This window comes from Vibrio breoganii (genome assembly GCF_001677275.1).
Lineage (GTDB): Bacteria > Pseudomonadota > Gammaproteobacteria > Enterobacterales > Vibrionaceae > Vibrio > Vibrio breoganii.
The window spans coordinates 258,851-275,872 of the sequence record NZ_CP016177.1; the positions used below are offsets into that span (position 1 = coordinate 258,851).

Here is a 17,022-nt window from a genome sequence, read left to right on the forward strand (position 1 = left end):
TTAGAATAATGATTGGTCTAGTCGGACGTAAAGTGGGTATGACCCGCGTATTTACCGAAGAAGGCGTTTCTATCCCAGTAACTGTAGTGGAAGTAGAAAATAACCGTGTATCACAAGTTCGTACTCTTGATACTGATGGTTACTCTGCAATCCAAATTACAGCTGGTGCTAAGAAAGCTAGCCGCGTTAATAAAGCCGAAGCTGGTCACTTTGCGAAAGCAGGTGTTGAAGCAGGTCGCGGTCTTTGGGAATTCCGTTTAGAAAACGGCGAAGAGTTTGAAGTTGGCGCTGAGCTAAACGTAGAACTTTTCAACGAAGTTAAAAAAGTAGACGTTACTGGTACATCTAAAGGTAAAGGCTTCCAAGGCGCTATCAAGCGTTGGAACTTCTCTACTCAAGATATGACTCACGGTAACTCCTTGTCTCACCGTGCACCGGGTTCAATTGGCCAATGTCAAACTCCAGGTCGCGTATTTAAAGGCAAGAAAATGGCTGGTCACATGGGAGCTGAGCGTGTAACGACTCAAAACCTAGAGATCGTACGTGTTGACGCTGAGCGCAATCTGCTTCTTATTAAAGGTGCAGTACCAGGCTCAATCGGCGGCAACGTTATCGTAAAACCAGCTGTTAAAGCATAACGTCTAGGAGTAAGTAATGGAATTGATGGTTAAAGGTGCTGATGCACTAACTGTTTCCGAGACTACTTTCGGACGTGACTTCAACGAAGCTCTTGTACACCAAGTAGTTGTTGCTTTTGCAGCAGGTGCTCGTCAAGGTACTCGTGCTCAAAAGACTCGTTCTGAAGTATCTGGCGGTGGCGCTAAGCCATGGCGTCAGAAAGGTACTGGCCGTGCACGTGCTGGTACTATTCGTAGCCCAATCTGGCGTTCAGGTGGTGTTACTTTTGCTGCGAAACCACAGGATCACAGCCAAAAAGTTAACAAGAAAATGTACCGCGGCGCTATGAAAAGCATTCTTTCTGAGCTAGTTCGTCAAGAACGTCTAGTTGTTGTAGATAACTTCTCAGTAGAAGCACCAAAAACTAAAGAGCTAATAGCTAAGCTGAAAGATCTTGAGCTTAACGATGTTCTGATCGTAACTAGTGAAGTAGATGAAAATCTATTCTTAGCTGCTCGTAACCTTTATAAAGTTGACGCTCGTGACGTTGCTGCGATTGATCCAGTAAGTCTTATTGCGTTCGACAAGGTTCTAATTACTGCTGAAGCAGTGAAGCAAGTTGAGGAGATGCTGGCATGATCACTGAAGAGCGTCTACTAAAAGTTCTACGTGCTCCACATATCTCTGAAAAAGCAACTATGGCTGCAGAGAAAGCGAACACTATCGTTTTCAAAGTAGCAAAAGATGCAACTAAAAAAGAGATCAAAGCAGCTGTAGAAAAGCTATTTGAAGTTGAAGTTAAGTCTGTAAATACTCTTGTTCTTAAGGGTAAGACCAAACGTCAAGGTATGCGTGAAGGCCGTCGTTCAGACGTGAAAAAAGCTTACGTTACCTTGAAAGAAGGTCAAGATCTTGACTTCGTTGGCGGTGCGGAATAACAGGAGTAGTTAAGAATGGCTATTGTTAAATGTAAGCCGACTTCCCCTGGTCGTCGTCACGTAGTTAAAGTTGTTAACGCTGACCTACACAAGGGTAAGCCATACGCTCCACTTCTAGAGAAAAACTCTAAGAATGGTGGTCGTAACAACAACGGTCGTATCACAGTACGTCACATCGGTGGTGGTCACAAACATCACTACCGTCTAGTTGACTTTAAACGTACTAAAGATGGCATTCCAGCGAAAGTTGAGCGTCTAGAATACGATCCAAACCGTAGCGCAAACATTGCTCTAGTTCTGTACGCAGACGGTGAGCGCCGCTACATTATCGCACCTAAAGGTATTTCAGCTGGTGATACAGTCCAGTCTGGTGTTGATGCGCCAATCAAAGCAGGTAACACTCTGCCGATGCGTAACATCCCAGTTGGTTCAACTGTTCACTGTGTTGAGCTTAAGCCTGGTAAAGGTGCACAAATTGCTCGTTCTGCAGGTGCATACGCACAAATCATCGCTCGCGATGGTGCATATGTAACTGTACGCCTACGTTCTGGCGAGATGCGCAAAGTTCTTTCTGAAGGTCGTGCAACGATCGGTGAAGTTGGTAACTCTGAGCACATGCTACGTGAACTAGGTAAAGCTGGTGCTTCACGCTGGCGCGGCGTACGTCCAACCGTACGTGGTGTAGTAATGAACCCGGTAGACCACCCACACGGTGGTGGTGAAGGTCGTACATCTGGTGGCCGTCACCCAGTATCACCTTGGGGTCAGCCTACTAAAGGCTTTAAGACTCGTAAGAACAAGCGCACTGACAAGTACATCGTACGTCGTCGTAATAAGTAATCTATAAAGAGGAATCGCCATGCCACGTTCTCTCAAGAAAGGTCCTTTTATTGACCTGCACTTGCTGAAGAAGGTAGAGAAAGCGGTAGAGAATAGCGACAAAAAACCAATTAAAACTTGGTCTCGCCGTTCAATGATCATCCCAACAATGATTGGTTTGACTATCGCTGTCCATAATGGTCGTCAGCACGTACCAGTATTCGTTACCGAAGAAATGATCGGTCACAAACTGGGCGAATTCGCACCAACTCGTACTTATCGCGGCCATGCTGCAGATAAGAAAGCTAAGAAGAAATAAGGAGTAGATGATGGAAGCTTTAGCTAAACATAACTTTGCTCGTATTTCTCCACAGAAAGCGCGCCTTGTAGCGGATCAAATCCGTGGCAAGAATGTTGATCAAGCACTAGAAATCCTAACTTTCAGCAACAAAAAAGCTGCTGAACTAGTTAAGAAGGTTCTTGAATCAGCAATCGCGAACGCTGAGCATAACGAAGGTGCAGATATCGACGATTTAAATGTCGCTAAAATCTTCGTAGATGAAGGTCCTATCATGAAGCGTATTATGCCTCGTGCTAAAGGCCGTGCCGACCGTATCTTGAAGCGTTCTTGCCACATCACTGTTGTTGTTGCAGACGCTTAAGACTAGGAGATAAGCAATGGGTCAGAAAGTACATCCTAATGGTATTCGTCTTGGCATCGTCAAGCCTTGGAATGCTACATGGTTTGCTAACACCAAAGATTTCGCTGACAACCTAGACGGCGACTTCAAGGTACGTCAGTTCCTTACTAAGGAACTTTCAAAAGCGTCTCTTTCACGTATCGTTATCGAGCGTCCTGCTAAGAGCATTCGTGTGACTATTCACACTGCTCGTCCAGGCGTTGTGATCGGTAAGAAAGGCGAAGACGTTGAGAAGCTACGCGCAGCTGTAGCTAAAATTGCAGGTGTACCGGCGCAGATTAACATCGCTGAAGTACGTAAGCCTGAGCTTGATGGTCAACTAGTAGCTGATAGCATCGCTTCTCAGCTAGAGCGTCGTGTTATGTTCCGTCGTGCTATGAAGCGCGCAGTTCAAAACGCAATGCGTCTAGGTGCTAAGGGTATCAAAGTAGAAGTAAGCGGCCGTCTTGGCGGTGCTGAAATCGCGCGTACTGAATGGTACCGTGAAGGCCGTGTGCCACTACACACCCTACGTGCTGACATCGATTACGCAACTTCTTCGGCTCACACCCAATATGGTGTGATCGGCATTAAAGTCTGGATCTTCAAAGGTGAAATCCTAGGCGGTATGCCAGCTGCTAATGCAGTAGAGCCAAAGGCTGACAAGCCTAAGAAGCAGCGTAAAGGCCGTAAGTAAGGAGTCGACTAATGCTACAACCTAAACGTACTAAGTTCCGTAAGGTTCAGACAGGTCGTAACCGTGGCCTAGCTAAAGGTACTGAAGTAAGCTTCGGCGAATTCGGTCTTAAAGCTGTTGGTCGTGGACGTATTACTGCTCGTCAAATCGAAGCGGCACGTCGTGCAATGACACGTCATGTTAAACGTCAAGGTCAAATCTGGATTCGTATTTTCCCAGACAAACCGATTACTGAAAAACCTCTTGAAGTTCGTCAAGGTAAAGGTAAAGGTAACGTAGAGTACTGGGTTGCTCAAATCCAACCTGGCAAGGTTATGTACGAAATGAATGGCGTACCTGAAGAGTTGGCACGTGAAGCGTTCCGCCTAGCGGCACGTAAACTGCCTATCAAAACAACATTTGTAACTAAGCAGGTGATGTAATGAAAGCACAAGAGCTACGTGAAAAAAGCGTTGAAGAGCTTAACGCTGAGCTATTAAATTTGCTACGTGAACAGTTCAACTTGCGCATGCAAGCGGCAACTGGTCAACTACAGCAAACACATACTCTTAAAGCTGTACGTCGTGATATCGCACGTGTTAAAACCGTATTGACTGAGAAGGCAGACGCATAATGAGCGACAAAATCCGTACTTCACTTGGTCGTGTTGTTAGTGACAAAGGCGATAAGTCTATTGTTGTTGCTATCGAGCGCATGGTTAAACACCCAATTTACGGCAAGTTCGTAAAGCGCACGACTAAAATTCACGCACATGATGAAAACAACGAGTGTGGCCTAGGCGATACTGTTGAAGTTCAAGAATGTCGTCCACTGTCTAAGACTAAGTCTTGGACTTTGGTGAAAGTTGTAGAAAAAGCGAAAATCTAATTTTCGTTAATTTTTAACAACTTAAAGCGGCTTCCAGATTTTTTTGGGAGCCGCTTATTTTTTGTCTACCCAATTGCAAAAAAGGGTGGTACAATTCGCGTCCCTTTAAAGAGGCAGCCCGACCCGAGAGGGTCTAGTTTTTAATATTTAGCGGAGCACTAACAATGATCCAAATGCAAAGTACACTTGACGCTGCAGATAACTCTGGCGCGCGCAAGGTAATGTGTATTAAGGTTCTGGGTGGCTCACACCGTCGTTATGCACATATCGGAGACGTCATCAAAGTTACTGTGAAGGAAGCAATTCCTCGCGGTAAAGTAAAAAAAGGTGATGTTCTGAAGGCGGTAGTAGTTCGCACCCGTAAAGGCGTTCGTCGTCCAGACGGTTCTGTCATTCGCTTCGACCGTAATGCTTGTGTATTGTTGAACGACACTACTGAGCAACCAGTCGGCACTCGTATCTTTGGCCCAGTGACTCGTGAACTTCGTAATGCGAAATTCATGAAGATTGTATCACTGGCTCCAGAAGTACTATAAGGAGCACTTAAATGGCAGCTAAAATCCGTCGTAACGACGAAGTAATCGTTCTTGCTGGTAAAGATAAAGGCAAGAAAGGTAAAGTAACTAAGGTTCTAGCAACCGGTAAAGTTATCGTTGAAGGTATCAACCTTGTTAAGAAACACCAGAAGCCTGTACCGGCAATGGGTGTTCAAGGTGGTATCGTAGAGCAAGAAGCAGCAATTGATGCTTCAAACATTGCAATCTACAACGCAGCTACTGGTAAAGCAGACCGTATCGGTTTCCGTTTCGAAGATGGCAAGAAAGTTCGTTTCTTCAAGTCTAACAACGAAATCGTTTCTAACTAAGAATAGAGTAATTTGGAGTGAACTATGGCGAAACTGCATGATTACTACAAGTCGTCTGTAGTCGCTGAACTGACCAAAGAGTTCAGCTACACAAGCGTCATGCAAGTCCCTAGAATCGAAAAGATCACCCTTAACATGGGTGTGGGTGAAGCAATCAATGATAAGAAGCTTCTAGAAAACGCAGCATCTGATATGGCAACGATCTCTGGTCAAAAGCCACTTATCACTAAAGCGCGTAAATCTGTTGCAGGCTTTAAAATCCGTGAAGGCTACCCAATCGGTTGTAAAGTAACCTTGCGTGGCGAACGTATGTGGGATTTCCTTGAGCGTTTGATTAACATCGCTCTACCACGTGTACGTGACTTCCGTGGTGTTAGCGCTAAGTCTTTTGACGGACGCGGTAACTACAGCATGGGCGTTCGCGAGCAAATCATCTTCCCGGAAATCGACTTTGATAAAGTTGATCGCGTTCGTGGTCTTGATATTACTATCACGACTTCTTCGAACACCGATGAGGAAGGCCGAGCTCTGCTGGCTGCCTTTAACTTCCCATTCCGTAAGTAAGGTGAAGGGTTACTGTTATGGCTAAACAATCTATGAAGGCACGTGAAACAAAACGTGCAAAGCTAGTAGCAAAATTCGCTGAAAAGCGTCGTGCGCTAAAAATCACTATCAGTGATGTTAACGCATCTGAAGAAGAGCGTTGGGACGCAGTACTTAAACTGCAATCTCTTCCACGTGATTCAAGTGCATCACGTCAGCGTAACCGTTGCAACCAAACTGGTCGTCCACACGGTTACCTACGTAAGTTCGGTCTTAGCCGTATTAAGGTTCGTGAAGCTTGCATGAAAGGCGAGATTCCGGGTCTTCGTAAGGCTAGCTGGTAAGTGCCACTTAATCATTTGGAGTATAACGTATGAGCATGCAAGATCCGATTTCGGATATGCTGACCCGCATTCGTAACGGTCAGGCAGCAAACAAAGTTGCTGTAAAAATGCCTTCTTCAAAGCTTAAAGTTGCAATTGCTACTTTGCTGAAAAACGAAGGTTACATCACAGACTTCGCTGTAGAAAGCGGAGCAAAACCAGAGCTAGAAGTTACTCTTAAGTACTTCCAAGCAAAACCAGTAATCGAGCAAATCCAACGTGTTTCTCGTCCAGGTCTGCGCGTCTATAAGAATAAAGACAGCATTCCTTCAGTGATGGGTGGTTTGGGTATTGCTGTAGTGTCCACTTCCAAAGGTCTTATGTCTGACCGCGCCGCTCGCAAAGCGGGTCTTGGTGGTGAGATCATCTGCTACGTAGCTTAAGGAGTAGAATATGTCTCGTGTTGCTAAAGCACCTGTCGCTATTCCAGCTGGAGTAGAGGTGAAGATTAACGGTCAAGAAGTTACTGTGAAAGGCCCTAAGGGTGAACTTTCTCGCGTTTTCAACAACGCAGTAGTAGTTTCTCAGGAAGATAACAACCTAACTTTCGGTCCACGTGAAGGTGTAGCTGGTGCTTGGGCACAAGCTGGTACTGCTCGTGCACTTGTAAACAACATGGTTGTTGGTGTTACTGAAGGCTTTACAAAGAAACTGATCCTTAAGGGTGTTGGTTACCGTGCTGCTATTAAAGGCAACGCTGTAAACCTAACTCTAGGTTTCTCTCACCCAGTTGAGCACGCTGTGCCAGCGGGTATTAAAGCTGAATGTCCTAGCCAAACTGAAATCGTACTAACTGGTGCTGATAAGCAACTAGTTGGTCAGGTTGCGGCTGACATTCGTTCTTACCGTGAGCCTGAGCCTTATAAAGGCAAAGGTGTTCGTTACGCAGATGAATATGTGCGTACCAAAGAAGCTAAGAAGAAGTAAGGTAACACTATGGATAAGAAAGCATCTCGCATCCGTCGTGCTACACGTGCACGTCGTAAGATTGCTGAACTTCGTGTGAACCGTCTAGTAGTACACCGTACTCCTCGTCATGTGTATGCACAGGTTATTGCACCAAACGGCTCTGAGGTTATCGCAGCGGCTTCTACTGTAGAAAAAGCGATCCGTGAGCAAGTTAAGAGCACTGGTAACGTTGACGCTGCTAAAGCTGTAGGTAAAGCTATTGCTGAGCGCGCTATCGAAAAAGGCATTTCTAATGTTGCTTTCGATCGTTCTGGTTTTCAATACCACGGTCGAGTAGCGGCGCTAGCAGATTCTGCTCGCGAAGCTGGTCTGAAATTCTAAGGTAGGGTTGATCGATGGCTAAAGAACAACAACAAGCTTCAGATTTGGCAGAAAAACTAATCGCCGTTAACCGCGTTGCTAAGACGGTTAAAGGTGGTCGAATCTTTAGTTTCACTGCACTAACAGTAGTTGGTGACGGTAACGGTCGCGTAGGTTTCGGTTACGGCAAAGCTCGTGAAGTACCTGCAGCGATTCAAAAAGCAATGGAAAAAGCACGTCGTAACATGGTTACTATCGCGCTTAATGAGGGTACTCTTCACCACGCGGTGAAAGGTCGTCACACTGGCTCTAAAGTTTACATGCAGCCAGCTGCGGAAGGTACTGGTATCATCGCCGGCGGTGCGATGCGTGCAGTACTTGAAGTTGTAGGTGTTCATAACGTACTAGCGAAAGCGTACGGTTCAACGAACCCTATCAACGTAGTTCGCGCGACTATTGATGGTTTGAGCGGCATGAAATCTCCAGAGATGATAGCTGCTAAACGTGGTCTAACTGTTGAAAATATTTCGGAGTAAGCACCATGGCAACTATTAAAGTAACTCAAACTAAAAGCTCAATCGGTCGTCTACCTAAGCACAAACTGTGCTTACGTGGTCTTGGCCTTCGTCGCATCAACCACACAGTAGAACTTGAAGACACGCCTGCAGTACGCGGCATGATCAACAAGGTTTACTACATGGTTAAAGTTGAGGAGTAATCAGAAATGCGTTTGAATACTCTATCACCGGCTGCGGGTTCTAAGCCTTCTAAGAAGCGCGTAGGTCGTGGTATCGGTTCTGGTCTTGGCAAAACAGCCGGCCGTGGCCATAAAGGTCAAAAGTCTCGCTCTGGCGGCAGTGTTCGTCCAGGTTTTGAAGGCGGTCAAATGCCTTTGAAACAGCGTCTACCTAAGTTCGGTTTCACTTCTCGTAAGAGCCTAGTGACTGCTGAAGTTCGTCTAGCTGAGCTAGCGAAAGTAACTGGTGACGTTGTAGATCTTAACAGCCTTAAAGCTGCTAACGTAATCACTAAGAACATCGAATTTGTAAAAGTTGTTCTTTCTGGTGACATTAACAAAGCTGTGACTGTTAAAGGTCTTCGCGTAACTAAAGGCGCTAAAGCTGCTATTGAAGCTGCCGGCGGTAAAATCGAAGAATAATCTTCGAGGGAAAGGTACAGATGGCTAAAAAACCAGGACAAGATTTTAGTAGTGCAAAAAGTGGCGTAGCGGAACTGAAAACACGCCTTCTATTCGTATTAGGCGCGTTGTTAGTGTTTCGTGCGGGTTCTTTTGTGCCGATCCCTGGTATTGACGCGGCTGTACTTGCCCAACTGTTAGAACAGCAGCAGGGCACCATCGTTGAAATGTTTAACATGTTCTCCGGTGGTGCACTTGAGCGTGCATCTATCTTGGCCCTTGGTATCATGCCGTATATTTCGGCATCGATTGTGGTCCAATTGCTAACTGTGGTTCATCCCGCTCTAGCCGAGCTTAAAAAAGAGGGTGAAGCTGGCCGTCGTAAGATCAGTCAGTACACACGTTATGGCACGCTTGTACTTGCAACATTCCAAGCTATCGGTATAGCAACAGGCTTACCGAACATGGTCGACAATCTGGTTGTTATCAACCAAACCATGTTCACCCTGATTGCAACCGTGAGTTTAGTAACCGGTACCATGTTCTTAATGTGGTTAGGTGAACAAATTACAGAGCGCGGAATTGGTAACGGTATATCGTTAATCATCTTTGCAGGTATTGTTGCAGGATTGCCTTCGGCAATTGGTTCGACAATTGAGCAGGCGCGTCAAGGTGAATTGCACGTACTTCTTCTATTGTTGATTGCAGTTTTAGCATTTGCTGTTATCTACTTTGTTGTATTCATGGAACGTGGTCAGCGTCGTATCGTCGTTAACTACGCCAAGCGTCAACAAGGTCGTAAGGTATTTGCAGCGCAGAGTTCTCACTTGCCATTGAAAATAAACATGGCTGGTGTTATCCCTGCGATATTTGCATCAAGTATTATTTTGTTCCCAGGAACATTAGCACAGTGGTTCGGTCAGAACGGCGAGAGTGCAACATTCGGTTGGTTAACTGATGTTTCACTTGCATTAAGCCCGGGTCAGCCTCTGTACGTAATGCTTTATGCATCAGCAATCATCTTTTTCTGCTTCTTCTACACGGCGTTGGTTTTCAACCCGCGTGAAACAGCAGATAATTTGAAGAAGTCTGGTGCTTTCGTACCCGGCATCCGCCCAGGAGAGCAGACAGCAAGATACATCGATAAAGTAATGACTAGACTAACCCTAGCAGGTGCTCTATATATTACCTTTATCTGTCTGATTCCCGAGTTCATGATGGTCATGTGGAACGTACGTTTCTACTTTGGCGGCACATCACTACTAATCGTAGTTGTTGTAATCATGGATTTCATGGCACAGGTACAGACTCATCTGATGTCACAACAGTATGATTCTGTGTTGAAGAAAGCAAATCTGAAGGGCTACGGCCGTTAATTCGGTCTTAGTTCCAGATTTCATTTACGGAGTTTAGCAATGAAAGTTCGTGCTTCCGTTAAAAAAATCTGCCGTAACTGTAAGGTTATCAAGCGCAACGGTGTTGTGCGTGTAATCTGCAGTGAGCCAAAGCACAAACAGCGCCAAGGCTAATTAGCAGAATTTTTTACTTGAAAAACAGGGTAGGTTCGAGTATATTCCTCGGCCTACCTTTTGCGTGCAAAAGAAGTAGTATGCCGCAGCGTATCCTCGACGGGCTTTGCTGCGGATAATTCTTTACATAAGTACTAGGAGTGAATAGTGGCCCGTATAGCAGGCATTAACATTCCTGATCATAAGCATTCTGTAATTGCATTAACTGCAATCTACGGTATTGGTAAAACCCGTTCTCAAGCTATCCTAGCTGAAGTGGGTATTGCTGAAAATGCTAAGATCAGTGAACTAACTGAAGAGCAGATCGATCAACTGCGTGATGGTGTAGCTAAATACACTGTAGAAGGTGATCTACGTCGTGAAGTATCGATGAACATCAAGCGTCTTATGGACCTTGGCTGTTACCGCGGTCTTCGTCATCGTCGCAGTCTACCACTACGTGGACAGCGTACTAAAACCAACGCTCGCACCCGTAAGGGTCCGCGCAAGCCGATCAAAAAATAATCGGATAAGGTAGAGAGTACAATGGCAAAACAACCAACTCGCGCACGTAAACGCGTTCGCAAGCAAGTAGCTGATGGCGTAGCGCACATTCATGCTTCTTTCAACAACACAATCGTAACCATCACTGACCGTCAAGGTAACGCACTAGCTTGGGCTACTGCAGGTGGTTCAGGTTTCCGTGGTTCTCGTAAGTCAACTCCGTTCGCAGCTCAGGTTGCAGCAGAGCGCGCTGGCGAAATGGCTAAAGAATATGGCCTAAAGAACTTGGAAGTTATGGTTAAGGGCCCTGGTCCTGGTCGTGAGTCAACTATCCGTGCACTAAACGCTGCTGGATACCGCATCACTAACATCGTTGATGCAACTCCGATCCCTCATAACGGTTGTCGTCCACCTAAGAAACGTCGCGTTTAAGTTTCGTTTCTAGGAATATTGGAGAAAGAACATGGCTAGATATTTGGGTCCTAAGCTGAAGCTTAGCCGTCGCGAAGGTACTGACTTATTCCTTAAGTCTGGTGTCCGTGCGATCGATACCAAGTGTAAAATTGATAACGCACCAGGTGTACACGGCGCTCGTCGCGGTCGTCTATCTGAATATGGCGTTCAGCTTCGTGAGAAGCAAAAAGTTCGTCGTACATACGGCGTTCTAGAAAAACAATTCCGTAACTACTACAAAGAAGCTGCACGCCTTAAAGGCAACACAGGTGAAAACCTGCTTCAGCTTCTTGAAGGTCGTCTTGATAACGTAGTTTACCGCATGGGCTTTGGCGCAACTCGCGCAGAAGCACGTCAGCTAGTTAGCCACAAAGCTATCTTAGTTAACGGTAAAGTTGTAAACGTTCCTTCATTCAAAGTAGCGGCAAATGACGTTGTTTCTATTCGTGAGAAAGCTAAACAGCAATCTCGCATTAAGGCGGCTCTAGAAGTTGCTGAACAACGCGAAAAGTCAACTTGGATTGAAGTAGATGGCAGCAAAATGGAAGGCACGTTCAAGCGTTTACCAGAACGTTCTGATCTGTCTGCTGACATCAACGAACACCTGATCGTCGAACTTTACTCTAAGTAAGGTTTAAACTAAAGAGAGGACACAATGCAGGGTTCTGTAACAGAATTTCTTAAGCCACGTCTCGTTGATATCGAACAGATTAACACGACACACGCAAAAGTAACTCTTGAGCCATTAGAGCGTGGTTTCGGCCATACTCTTGGTAATGCACTTCGCCGTATTCTTCTATCTTCTATGCCGGGTTGTGCCGTAACAGAAGTAGAGATTGAAGGTGTGCTACACGAATACAGCACTAAAGAAGGCGTTCAAGAAGACATTCTTGAGATCCTACTAAACCTTAAAGGTTTGGCTGTACGCGTAGCGGAAGGCAAAGATGAAGTGTTTATTACACTGAACAAATCAGGCTCAGGCCCTGTGGTTGCAGGTGACATCACCCATGATGGTGATGTAGAGATCGCTAACCCTGAGCACGTTATTTGTCACCTAACGGATGACAACGCTGAGATCGCTATGCGTATCAAAGTTGAACGTGGTCGTGGTTATGTTCCAGCTTCAGCTCGCATCCATACTGAAGAAGATGAGCGCCCAATCGGTCGCCTACTTGTTGATGCTACATACAGCCCAGTAGACAAAATTGCCTACTCTGTAGAAGCAGCACGTGTAGAGCAACGTACTGATTTGGATAAGCTTGTTATCGATATGGAAACGAACGGCACTCTTGAACCGGAAGAAGCTATCCGTCGTGCAGCAACTATTCTTGCTGAACAATTGGATGCGTTCGTAGATCTTCGTGATGTACGAGTTCCAGAGAAAGAAGAAGAGAAGCCGGAGTTCGATCCTATCCTACTTCGTCCTGTAGACGATCTTGAGCTAACAGTTCGCTCTGCCAACTGTCTAAAAGCAGAAGCGATTCACTACATTGGTGATCTTGTTCAGCGTACTGAAGTGGAGCTTCTTAAAACCCCTAACCTTGGTAAGAAATCACTTACTGAGATTAAGGATGTGCTTGCTTCTCGCGGCTTGTCTCTAGGTATGCGCCTAGAAAACTGGCCACCAGCGTCAATCGCTGAAGATTAATCAATATTAGTTAGAAGGATTAGGTCATGCGCCATCGTAAGAGTGGTCGTCAACTCAACCGCAACAGCTCACATCGCAAAGCGATGTTCAGCAATATGGCTAGCTCTCTTGTACGTCATGAAGTTATCAAGACTACATTGCCAAAAGCAAAAGAGCTACGTCGCGTAGTTGAGCCTTTGATTACATTAGCTAAGACTGACAGTGTTGCTAACCGTCGTCTAGCATTTGCTCGCACTCGTGATAACGAAGTTGTGGCAAAACTATTTAACGAACTAGGTCCACGTTTTGCTACCCGTCAGGGTGGTTACACACGTATCCTAAAAGCTGGCTTCCGTGCTGGTGATAAAGCTCCAATGGCTTACATTGAGCTTGTAGATCGCCCAGCTGCTGAAGAAGCTGCTGAGTAATAGTTCAGTTAGAACTGAAAAGCCGGGCATCTGCCCGGCTTTTTTGTGTCTGCAATTTGAGAATGAATACCTTGTTAGCTTGCCCTGACTATAGTCGAATAGCCCATTCATATAGTCTTAGCGACAAGGCTTATGTTAGATAGCCTCTATCCCCACAAACTCGTTAAAGAACCTAATAACCCACTACTTGCACCCTCTGAGGTCAGGTACTGTATGATAATGGGTGCAAATTGCGATACCAAAGCCGGATCGATTCCCAACCCTTCAAAGGTACTCTTCACTGAATCCATATCGGTAATCATCGACGTCAAACCGGTTGAACCGGTAAAACTGTTTAGCCCTGGAATTAAAGAGCTTAGTTCACTGGAATTCTCATTCGATAATTGTGTTTGAGCCAAAGACAGTAAAGCACCCGCACCACCTGCCGCTTGGGTTGGAGTAACATCCAGCTCACTAGAAAGTAGATCTGCGAGGGGTGTACTTTGCGCTGTATTAAGCTGTTCGCCTATCTGGGAAGTTAGCGCAGACATATCTGGTTGTTTCTCTTCATCATCATCTGAACCAAATAGTCCAAACAAAGCATAACTTGGTGTACTTAAAACCAAGGCACCAATTAAGGTAGATACAGCTAATCCCTTCATTCCGTATTCCTCTTTATTTTAGGTTTCTTAAGTCTAGGAAAAGAATGAACGTTTTGCTGAGTTTGCTTGAATGAATTGGCAATAAAAAACGGCGCTTAGTACGCCGTTTTTCTTGTATGACTCGAAATGAGATTACTGGTTTAATGCTTGCTCTAGGTCAGCGAGGATATCGTCAATGTGCTCGATACCAACCGATAAACGAATCATCTCTGGACTTACACCTGCATTTTTTTGTTCAACCTCCGTCAGCTGACGGTGTGTTGTCGATGCAGGGTGACAAGCAAGAGACTTCGCATCGCCAATGTTGACCAGGCGTTTGAAGATCTGCAGGGCGTCATAGAACTTAACACCCGCCTCGTAGCCATCTTTCAAGCCAAATGAAAGGATACTGGATGGCTTACCCTGCATGTATTTCTCAGATAGAGCGTAAAACTCTGAATCGACAAGTCCTGCGTAACTCACCCAGCTGACTTTTGGATGCTGTTGTAGGTAGTTAGCAACCTTAATAGCGTTCTCACAGTGACGCTCCATGCGCAAAGAGAGTGTCTCGAGACCCTGCATTAACATGAAGGCATTCATAGGAGACAAAGCCGACCCCGTATTTCGTAGTGGAACCGTACGAGCACGGCCAATAAATGCCGCTTCACCAAAGGCTTCTGCATACACCACACCGTGGTAAGAAGGCTCTGGCTGGTTGAATACTGGGAATCTGTCTTTGTGCTGCGCCCACGGGAACTTACCTGAGTCGATGATCATACCGCCCAAAGTCGTCCCGTGACCACCTACGTATTTCGTCAATGAATGAACTACGATATCGGCGCCATGCTCGATCGGTTTGCATATTGCAGGAGTCGCGACCGTATTATCTACGATGACAGGAACACCTTGCAGGTGTGCTAGCGTGGAGATGGCTTCAAGATCGGCGATGTTACCTGCAGGGTTACCAATGGACTCACAGTAAACGGCTTTGGTTTTGTCGTCTATTAGCGCTGCTAGGGTTTCTGGCTTGTCATCTGCTGCGAATCTGACCTCAATACCTAAGCTTGGGAACATGTGGGCAAACAGGGTATAGGTGCCACCGTACAACTGTGGCGTCGAAACTATGTTATCGCCTGCTTGTGCCAATGTGAGCACGGCGTAATGTATTGCAGAGCTCCCCGCACTCACCGCAAGACCTGCGATACCGCCTTCTAGTGCCGCCATGCGCTTTTCTAATACATCATTAGTTGGGTTCATGATTCGGGTATAGATATTACCCGGAACGGCTAGATCAAAGAGATCAGCGCCATGCTGAGCATCATCGAATTCATAGGCTACGGTTTGATAAATCGGGGTTGCGCAAGATTTAGTGGTTGGGTCGGTTTCGTATCCATGATGGATCGCTAGAGTTTCGTCTTTCATCTGCTTATTCCTATCCTTGTGGAAGAAATAAGATGCCATGTTTTGATGGGGTTCGACAAGAGGGGCTGTGTCGCGTTTTTGAATATAGAGTTTGCATAAAAAAAGGCTTTTCTCTAGAGAAAAGCCTTTCTAAACATAGTGTTTGTAAGAATTACAGGATAGCCAGTAGTTCTACTTCAAATACTAGTGCAGCAAACGGAGGGATTGCAGCGCCAGCGCCACGCTCACCGTATGCAAGATCTTGAGGAATGTATAGCTTCCACTTAGAACCAACAGGCATTAGTTGAAGAGCTTCAACCCAACCTTTGATAACGCCAGTTACTGGGAACTCAGCAGGTTGACCGCGAGATACAGAGCTGTCGAATACAGTACCGTCAGTTAGCTCACCGTGGTAGTGAACACGTACTTGTGCGTCAGAAGTTGGAACTTCACCAGTACCTTCAGTCAGTACTTCGTATTGAAGACCAGACTCAAGAACCGTTACTTCAGAACGAAGAGCGTTGTCTGTAAGGAACGCTTCACCGTCTGCAGCAGCTACTTTAGCTTGCTCTGCACGTGCAGATTCAACACGAGTGTGAAGCTCTTGAAGTGCGTTGTTGATCTCGTCAACTTCGATTGCTGGCATGCCGCCAGTTAGAGCTGTTGCGATACCTGCAGCGATAGCGTCAACGTTAAGGCCTTCAAGACCGCTGCCAGCTAGTTGCTGACCCATTTGTAGACCGATACCGTAGCTTGCTTTTTGCTCTACAGTTTCGAATTGAACTTCAGACATAATTGTCACTCTCAGTTTTTTGATATAAAGGCGCAAGCATACCAGTTCTGACCTGCGTTGAAAATTGCTCCTATAAATGCGGGTCAAATTTTATATAAATATTTCAGGGTCTCTTGATCTTTTGGCCACCAAGTTTGTAAAAAGCAAGTCAGCCAACACTGGAGTAGCTCCCAATTTCAGTTAAATTTCGTTCAATTCTGTTTCATAGAGAGAGTCGGGTGTGTTCATTGAGCGGTTTTTTTTATATCCTGATAGAAATGGATAAGTCGGAGTGATATGGGATGAATCGACGTACCCGCTCTAAGAGACACACAGAAGTATTATTAGACACGTGGAACCAAATAGAGTGGAAAGCACTGCCTTCAAAGATTAAAGGTGGAGTGACTTCGTTACCGAAATTACATCGCAGGGCGTTGATGATCATAGTACCTGTTACCTTGATCCTTGTTTTTATGCCAACCCCCAAGATCACTTCAGGGATTGAAGCTGGCACGCCCATCAACGAGAGGGTATCAGTACCCATTAACACTCGTGGTTTGAGTGAGCAATCAGTCAGCGCAACAACGACCACAACAAGCGTTGCCGTGGCAGGTGAAGAACCAGTTAAAGAGCAATGGATCGAGTATGAGGTGAAAGCAGGCGACACCTTAGCCAATGTGTTTCGTGAAAACAGCCTTGCAATGACCGATTTGAATGCCTTGGCAAAGATTGAGGGCATTGATAAACCGCTCAGTCAGATTAAGCAGGGCCAGCTTGTTCGATTCAAGCGAGATGCAGAAGGTCGCTTAGACATTCTTCAGCTTGAGCGTTCTGGTGATTCAGTGATGTTCTTCCGTTTGTCGGATGGTGGATTCGGTCGTAGTAAGTAACT

Annotated in this window: 31 protein-coding genes; 28 read left to right on the forward strand and 3 right to left on the reverse strand. The window is 45.7% G+C overall.

Features of this window, described 5'->3' with window-relative positions; translation table 11 throughout:
* Positions 1-8 precede the first annotated feature (8 nt).
* The 27 genes from rplC to rplQ all read left to right on the forward strand — a co-directional run bounded on the left by rplC (position 9) and on the right by rplQ (position 13,337).
* Positions 9-638: a 50S ribosomal protein L3 gene (gene rplC, locus A6E01_RS01260; RefSeq protein ID WP_017029103.1), complete on the forward strand. Its 630-nt coding sequence runs from the start codon at positions 9-11 to the stop codon at positions 636-638.
* 16 nt (positions 639-654) lie between these two features.
* A complete protein-coding gene (rplD, locus tag A6E01_RS01265) occupies positions 655-1,257 on the forward strand; it encodes a 50S ribosomal protein L4 (protein ID WP_017029102.1) in 603 nt (200 codons plus the stop codon).
* A complete protein-coding gene (gene rplW, locus A6E01_RS01270; protein ID WP_017029101.1) occupies positions 1,254-1,556 on the forward strand; it encodes a 50S ribosomal protein L23 in 303 nt (100 codons plus the stop codon). Before rplD ends, rplW begins: the two co-directional genes overlap by 4 nt.
* 15 nt (positions 1,557-1,571) lie before the next feature.
* Positions 1,572-2,396 carry a 50S ribosomal protein L2 gene (rplB, locus tag A6E01_RS01275; RefSeq protein ID WP_017029100.1) on the forward strand — a complete coding sequence of 275 codons (825 nt, stop codon included), beginning with the start codon at positions 1,572-1,574 and terminating at the stop codon, positions 2,394-2,396.
* 19 nt (positions 2,397-2,415) lie between these two features.
* A complete protein-coding gene (gene rpsS, locus A6E01_RS01280; RefSeq protein WP_017029099.1) occupies positions 2,416-2,694 on the forward strand; it encodes a 30S ribosomal protein S19 in 279 nt (92 codons plus the stop codon).
* Positions 2,695-2,704: 10 nt separating this feature from the next.
* Positions 2,705-3,037, forward strand: coding sequence for a 50S ribosomal protein L22 (rplV, locus tag A6E01_RS01285; protein ID WP_017029098.1), 333 nt, complete (start codon positions 2,705-2,707; stop codon positions 3,035-3,037).
* Positions 3,038-3,053: 16 nt separating this feature from the next.
* Complete coding sequence (gene rpsC / locus A6E01_RS01290; RefSeq protein ID WP_017029097.1) at positions 3,054-3,752, forward strand: 30S ribosomal protein S3; 699 nt, start codon at positions 3,054-3,056, stop codon at positions 3,750-3,752.
* Positions 3,753-3,763: 11 nt separating this feature from the next.
* Entirely contained in the window at positions 3,764-4,174 is a 411-nt protein-coding gene (gene rplP, locus A6E01_RS01295; protein ID WP_017029096.1) for a 50S ribosomal protein L16, read from the forward strand.
* Positions 4,174-4,365, forward strand: coding sequence for a 50S ribosomal protein L29 (gene rpmC, locus A6E01_RS01300; protein ID WP_017029095.1), 192 nt, complete (start codon positions 4,174-4,176; stop codon positions 4,363-4,365). The genes rplP and rpmC overlap by 1 nt, the downstream gene beginning before the upstream one ends.
* Complete coding sequence (gene rpsQ / locus A6E01_RS01305; protein ID WP_017029094.1) at positions 4,365-4,619, forward strand: 30S ribosomal protein S17; 255 nt, start codon at positions 4,365-4,367, stop codon at positions 4,617-4,619. The genes rpmC and rpsQ overlap by 1 nt, the downstream gene beginning before the upstream one ends.
* A gap of 164 nt (positions 4,620-4,783) precedes the next feature.
* Positions 4,784-5,155: a 50S ribosomal protein L14 gene (gene rplN, locus A6E01_RS01310; protein WP_017029093.1), complete on the forward strand. Its 372-nt coding sequence runs from the start codon at positions 4,784-4,786 to the stop codon at positions 5,153-5,155.
* An 11-nt stretch (positions 5,156-5,166) separates the two neighbouring features.
* The gene (gene rplX / locus A6E01_RS01315) at positions 5,167-5,484 is read left to right on the forward strand and encodes a 50S ribosomal protein L24 (protein ID WP_017029092.1); all 318 of its coding nucleotides are present in this window, start codon (positions 5,167-5,169) and stop codon (positions 5,482-5,484) included.
* 24 nt (positions 5,485-5,508) lie between these two features.
* Positions 5,509-6,048, forward strand: coding sequence for a 50S ribosomal protein L5 (gene rplE / locus A6E01_RS01320; protein ID WP_017029091.1), 540 nt, complete (start codon positions 5,509-5,511; stop codon positions 6,046-6,048).
* Positions 6,049-6,065: 17 nt separating this feature from the next.
* Complete coding sequence (rpsN, locus tag A6E01_RS01325) at positions 6,066-6,371, forward strand: 30S ribosomal protein S14 (RefSeq protein ID WP_017029090.1); 306 nt, start codon at positions 6,066-6,068, stop codon at positions 6,369-6,371.
* A 29-nt stretch (positions 6,372-6,400) separates the two neighbouring features.
* A complete protein-coding gene (rpsH, locus tag A6E01_RS01330; protein WP_017031380.1) occupies positions 6,401-6,793 on the forward strand; it encodes a 30S ribosomal protein S8 in 393 nt (130 codons plus the stop codon).
* 10 nt (positions 6,794-6,803) lie between these two features.
* Positions 6,804-7,337 carry a 50S ribosomal protein L6 gene (gene rplF, locus A6E01_RS01335; RefSeq protein WP_017029088.1) on the forward strand — a complete coding sequence of 178 codons (534 nt, stop codon included), beginning with the start codon at positions 6,804-6,806 and terminating at the stop codon, positions 7,335-7,337.
* Positions 7,338-7,346: 9 nt separating this feature from the next.
* The gene (gene rplR, locus A6E01_RS01340; RefSeq protein ID WP_017029087.1) at positions 7,347-7,700 is read left to right on the forward strand and encodes a 50S ribosomal protein L18; all 354 of its coding nucleotides are present in this window, start codon (positions 7,347-7,349) and stop codon (positions 7,698-7,700) included.
* Between the two features lie 14 nt (positions 7,701-7,714).
* The gene (gene rpsE / locus A6E01_RS01345; protein ID WP_017029086.1) at positions 7,715-8,215 is read left to right on the forward strand and encodes a 30S ribosomal protein S5; all 501 of its coding nucleotides are present in this window, start codon (positions 7,715-7,717) and stop codon (positions 8,213-8,215) included.
* Positions 8,216-8,220: 5 nt separating this feature from the next.
* Positions 8,221-8,397 carry a 50S ribosomal protein L30 gene (gene rpmD / locus A6E01_RS01350; protein WP_017029085.1) on the forward strand — a complete coding sequence of 59 codons (177 nt, stop codon included), beginning with the start codon at positions 8,221-8,223 and terminating at the stop codon, positions 8,395-8,397.
* Positions 8,398-8,403: 6 nt separating this feature from the next.
* Positions 8,404-8,838, forward strand: coding sequence for a 50S ribosomal protein L15 (rplO, locus tag A6E01_RS01355; protein WP_017029083.1), 435 nt, complete (start codon positions 8,404-8,406; stop codon positions 8,836-8,838).
* A gap of 20 nt (positions 8,839-8,858) precedes the next feature.
* Positions 8,859-10,193 carry a preprotein translocase subunit SecY gene (gene secY / locus A6E01_RS01360; protein ID WP_017029082.1) on the forward strand — a complete coding sequence of 445 codons (1,335 nt, stop codon included), beginning with the start codon at positions 8,859-8,861 and terminating at the stop codon, positions 10,191-10,193.
* 39 nt (positions 10,194-10,232) lie between these two features.
* On the forward strand, positions 10,233-10,346 hold the full coding sequence (gene rpmJ, locus A6E01_RS01365) for a 50S ribosomal protein L36 (RefSeq protein ID WP_000868186.1): 114 nt from the start codon (positions 10,233-10,235) through the stop codon (positions 10,344-10,346).
* A 147-nt stretch (positions 10,347-10,493) separates the two neighbouring features.
* Positions 10,494-10,850: a 30S ribosomal protein S13 gene (gene rpsM, locus A6E01_RS01370; RefSeq protein ID WP_017029081.1), complete on the forward strand. Its 357-nt coding sequence runs from the start codon at positions 10,494-10,496 to the stop codon at positions 10,848-10,850.
* A 21-nt stretch (positions 10,851-10,871) separates the two neighbouring features.
* Entirely contained in the window at positions 10,872-11,261 is a 390-nt protein-coding gene (rpsK, locus tag A6E01_RS01375; protein WP_004398450.1) for a 30S ribosomal protein S11, read from the forward strand.
* Positions 11,262-11,292: 31 nt separating this feature from the next.
* Positions 11,293-11,913 (forward strand): 30S ribosomal protein S4, encoded by a 621-nt coding sequence (gene rpsD, locus A6E01_RS01380; protein WP_017029080.1) that lies wholly within the window; start codon positions 11,293-11,295, stop codon positions 11,911-11,913.
* A 24-nt stretch (positions 11,914-11,937) separates the two neighbouring features.
* Entirely contained in the window at positions 11,938-12,930 is a 993-nt protein-coding gene (locus A6E01_RS01385; protein WP_017029079.1) for a DNA-directed RNA polymerase subunit alpha, read from the forward strand.
* 26 nt (positions 12,931-12,956) lie between these two features.
* On the forward strand, positions 12,957-13,337 hold the full coding sequence (gene rplQ, locus A6E01_RS01390) for a 50S ribosomal protein L17 (RefSeq protein ID WP_017029078.1): 381 nt from the start codon (positions 12,957-12,959) through the stop codon (positions 13,335-13,337).
* 146 nt (positions 13,338-13,483) lie between these two features.
* Here rplQ and A6E01_RS01395 read toward each other — a convergent pair whose 3' ends face one another.
* The 3 genes from A6E01_RS01395 to A6E01_RS01405 form a co-directional block, all read right to left on the reverse strand.
* Positions 13,484-13,978 (reverse strand): DUF2780 domain-containing protein, encoded by a 495-nt coding sequence (locus A6E01_RS01395; RefSeq protein ID WP_065209417.1) that lies wholly within the window; start codon positions 13,976-13,978, stop codon positions 13,484-13,486.
* A 132-nt stretch (positions 13,979-14,110) separates the two neighbouring features.
* Complete coding sequence (locus A6E01_RS01400) at positions 14,111-15,379, reverse strand: O-acetylhomoserine aminocarboxypropyltransferase/cysteine synthase family protein (RefSeq protein WP_065209418.1); 1,269 nt, start codon at positions 15,377-15,379, stop codon at positions 14,111-14,113.
* A 151-nt stretch (positions 15,380-15,530) separates the two neighbouring features.
* Positions 15,531-16,151 carry an FKBP-type peptidyl-prolyl cis-trans isomerase gene (locus A6E01_RS01405; RefSeq protein ID WP_017029075.1) on the reverse strand — a complete coding sequence of 207 codons (621 nt, stop codon included), beginning with the start codon at positions 16,149-16,151 and terminating at the stop codon, positions 15,531-15,533.
* A gap of 281 nt (positions 16,152-16,432) precedes the next feature.
* On the opposite strand from A6E01_RS01405, the gene A6E01_RS01410 reads away from it, so the two are divergent.
* Complete coding sequence (locus tag A6E01_RS01410) at positions 16,433-17,020, forward strand: LysM-like peptidoglycan-binding domain-containing protein (RefSeq protein ID WP_017029074.1); 588 nt, start codon at positions 16,433-16,435, stop codon at positions 17,018-17,020.
* The last annotated feature ends 2 nt before the right edge of the window (positions 17,021-17,022 follow it).

What these genes read in the sequence shown, in the direction of transcription:
- A6E01_RS01410 (WP_017029074.1), top strand. Translation starts at nt 16,433, where the DNA reads ATGAATCGACGTACCCGCTCTAAGAGACACACAGAAGTATTATTAGAC.
- rplW (WP_017029101.1), top strand. Translation starts at nt 1,254, where the DNA reads ATGATCACTGAAGAGCGTCTACTAAAAGTTCTACGTGCTCCACATATC.
- rplO (WP_017029083.1), top strand. Translation starts at nt 8,404, where the DNA reads ATGCGTTTGAATACTCTATCACCGGCTGCGGGTTCTAAGCCTTCTAAG.
- rpmD (WP_017029085.1), top strand. Translation starts at nt 8,221, where the DNA reads ATGGCAACTATTAAAGTAACTCAAACTAAAAGCTCAATCGGTCGTCTA.
- rplE (WP_017029091.1), top strand. Translation starts at nt 5,509, where the DNA reads ATGGCGAAACTGCATGATTACTACAAGTCGTCTGTAGTCGCTGAACTG.
- A6E01_RS01400 (WP_065209418.1), bottom strand. Translation starts at nt 15,379, where the DNA reads ATGAAAGACGAAACTCTAGCGATCCATCATGGATACGAAACCGACCCA.
- A6E01_RS01385 (WP_017029079.1), top strand. Translation starts at nt 11,938, where the DNA reads ATGCAGGGTTCTGTAACAGAATTTCTTAAGCCACGTCTCGTTGATATC.
- rpsH (WP_017031380.1), top strand. Translation starts at nt 6,401, where the DNA reads ATGAGCATGCAAGATCCGATTTCGGATATGCTGACCCGCATTCGTAAC.
- rplD (WP_017029102.1), top strand. Translation starts at nt 655, where the DNA reads ATGGAATTGATGGTTAAAGGTGCTGATGCACTAACTGTTTCCGAGACT.
- rplV (WP_017029098.1), top strand. Translation starts at nt 2,705, where the DNA reads ATGGAAGCTTTAGCTAAACATAACTTTGCTCGTATTTCTCCACAGAAA.
- rpsS (WP_017029099.1), top strand. Translation starts at nt 2,416, where the DNA reads ATGCCACGTTCTCTCAAGAAAGGTCCTTTTATTGACCTGCACTTGCTG.
- rpmC (WP_017029095.1), top strand. Translation starts at nt 4,174, where the DNA reads ATGAAAGCACAAGAGCTACGTGAAAAAAGCGTTGAAGAGCTTAACGCT.
- rpsE (WP_017029086.1), top strand. Translation starts at nt 7,715, where the DNA reads ATGGCTAAAGAACAACAACAAGCTTCAGATTTGGCAGAAAAACTAATC.
- rplF (WP_017029088.1), top strand. Translation starts at nt 6,804, where the DNA reads ATGTCTCGTGTTGCTAAAGCACCTGTCGCTATTCCAGCTGGAGTAGAG.
- rplX (WP_017029092.1), top strand. Translation starts at nt 5,167, where the DNA reads ATGGCAGCTAAAATCCGTCGTAACGACGAAGTAATCGTTCTTGCTGGT.
- rplR (WP_017029087.1), top strand. Translation starts at nt 7,347, where the DNA reads ATGGATAAGAAAGCATCTCGCATCCGTCGTGCTACACGTGCACGTCGT.
- A6E01_RS01405 (WP_017029075.1), bottom strand. Translation starts at nt 16,151, where the DNA reads ATGTCTGAAGTTCAATTCGAAACTGTAGAGCAAAAAGCAAGCTACGGT.
- rplQ (WP_017029078.1), top strand. Translation starts at nt 12,957, where the DNA reads ATGCGCCATCGTAAGAGTGGTCGTCAACTCAACCGCAACAGCTCACAT.
- rplP (WP_017029096.1), top strand. Translation starts at nt 3,764, where the DNA reads ATGCTACAACCTAAACGTACTAAGTTCCGTAAGGTTCAGACAGGTCGT.
- rpsQ (WP_017029094.1), top strand. Translation starts at nt 4,365, where the DNA reads ATGAGCGACAAAATCCGTACTTCACTTGGTCGTGTTGTTAGTGACAAA.
- rpmJ (WP_000868186.1), top strand. Translation starts at nt 10,233, where the DNA reads ATGAAAGTTCGTGCTTCCGTTAAAAAAATCTGCCGTAACTGTAAGGTT.
- rpsD (WP_017029080.1), top strand. Translation starts at nt 11,293, where the DNA reads ATGGCTAGATATTTGGGTCCTAAGCTGAAGCTTAGCCGTCGCGAAGGT.
- rplN (WP_017029093.1), top strand. Translation starts at nt 4,784, where the DNA reads ATGATCCAAATGCAAAGTACACTTGACGCTGCAGATAACTCTGGCGCG.
- rplC (WP_017029103.1), top strand. Translation starts at nt 9, where the DNA reads ATGATTGGTCTAGTCGGACGTAAAGTGGGTATGACCCGCGTATTTACC.
- rpsK (WP_004398450.1), top strand. Translation starts at nt 10,872, where the DNA reads ATGGCAAAACAACCAACTCGCGCACGTAAACGCGTTCGCAAGCAAGTA.
- rplB (WP_017029100.1), top strand. Translation starts at nt 1,572, where the DNA reads ATGGCTATTGTTAAATGTAAGCCGACTTCCCCTGGTCGTCGTCACGTA.
- rpsN (WP_017029090.1), top strand. Translation starts at nt 6,066, where the DNA reads ATGGCTAAACAATCTATGAAGGCACGTGAAACAAAACGTGCAAAGCTA.
- secY (WP_017029082.1), top strand. Translation starts at nt 8,859, where the DNA reads ATGGCTAAAAAACCAGGACAAGATTTTAGTAGTGCAAAAAGTGGCGTA.
- A6E01_RS01395 (WP_065209417.1), bottom strand. Translation starts at nt 13,978, where the DNA reads ATGAAGGGATTAGCTGTATCTACCTTAATTGGTGCCTTGGTTTTAAGT.
- rpsC (WP_017029097.1), top strand. Translation starts at nt 3,054, where the DNA reads ATGGGTCAGAAAGTACATCCTAATGGTATTCGTCTTGGCATCGTCAAG.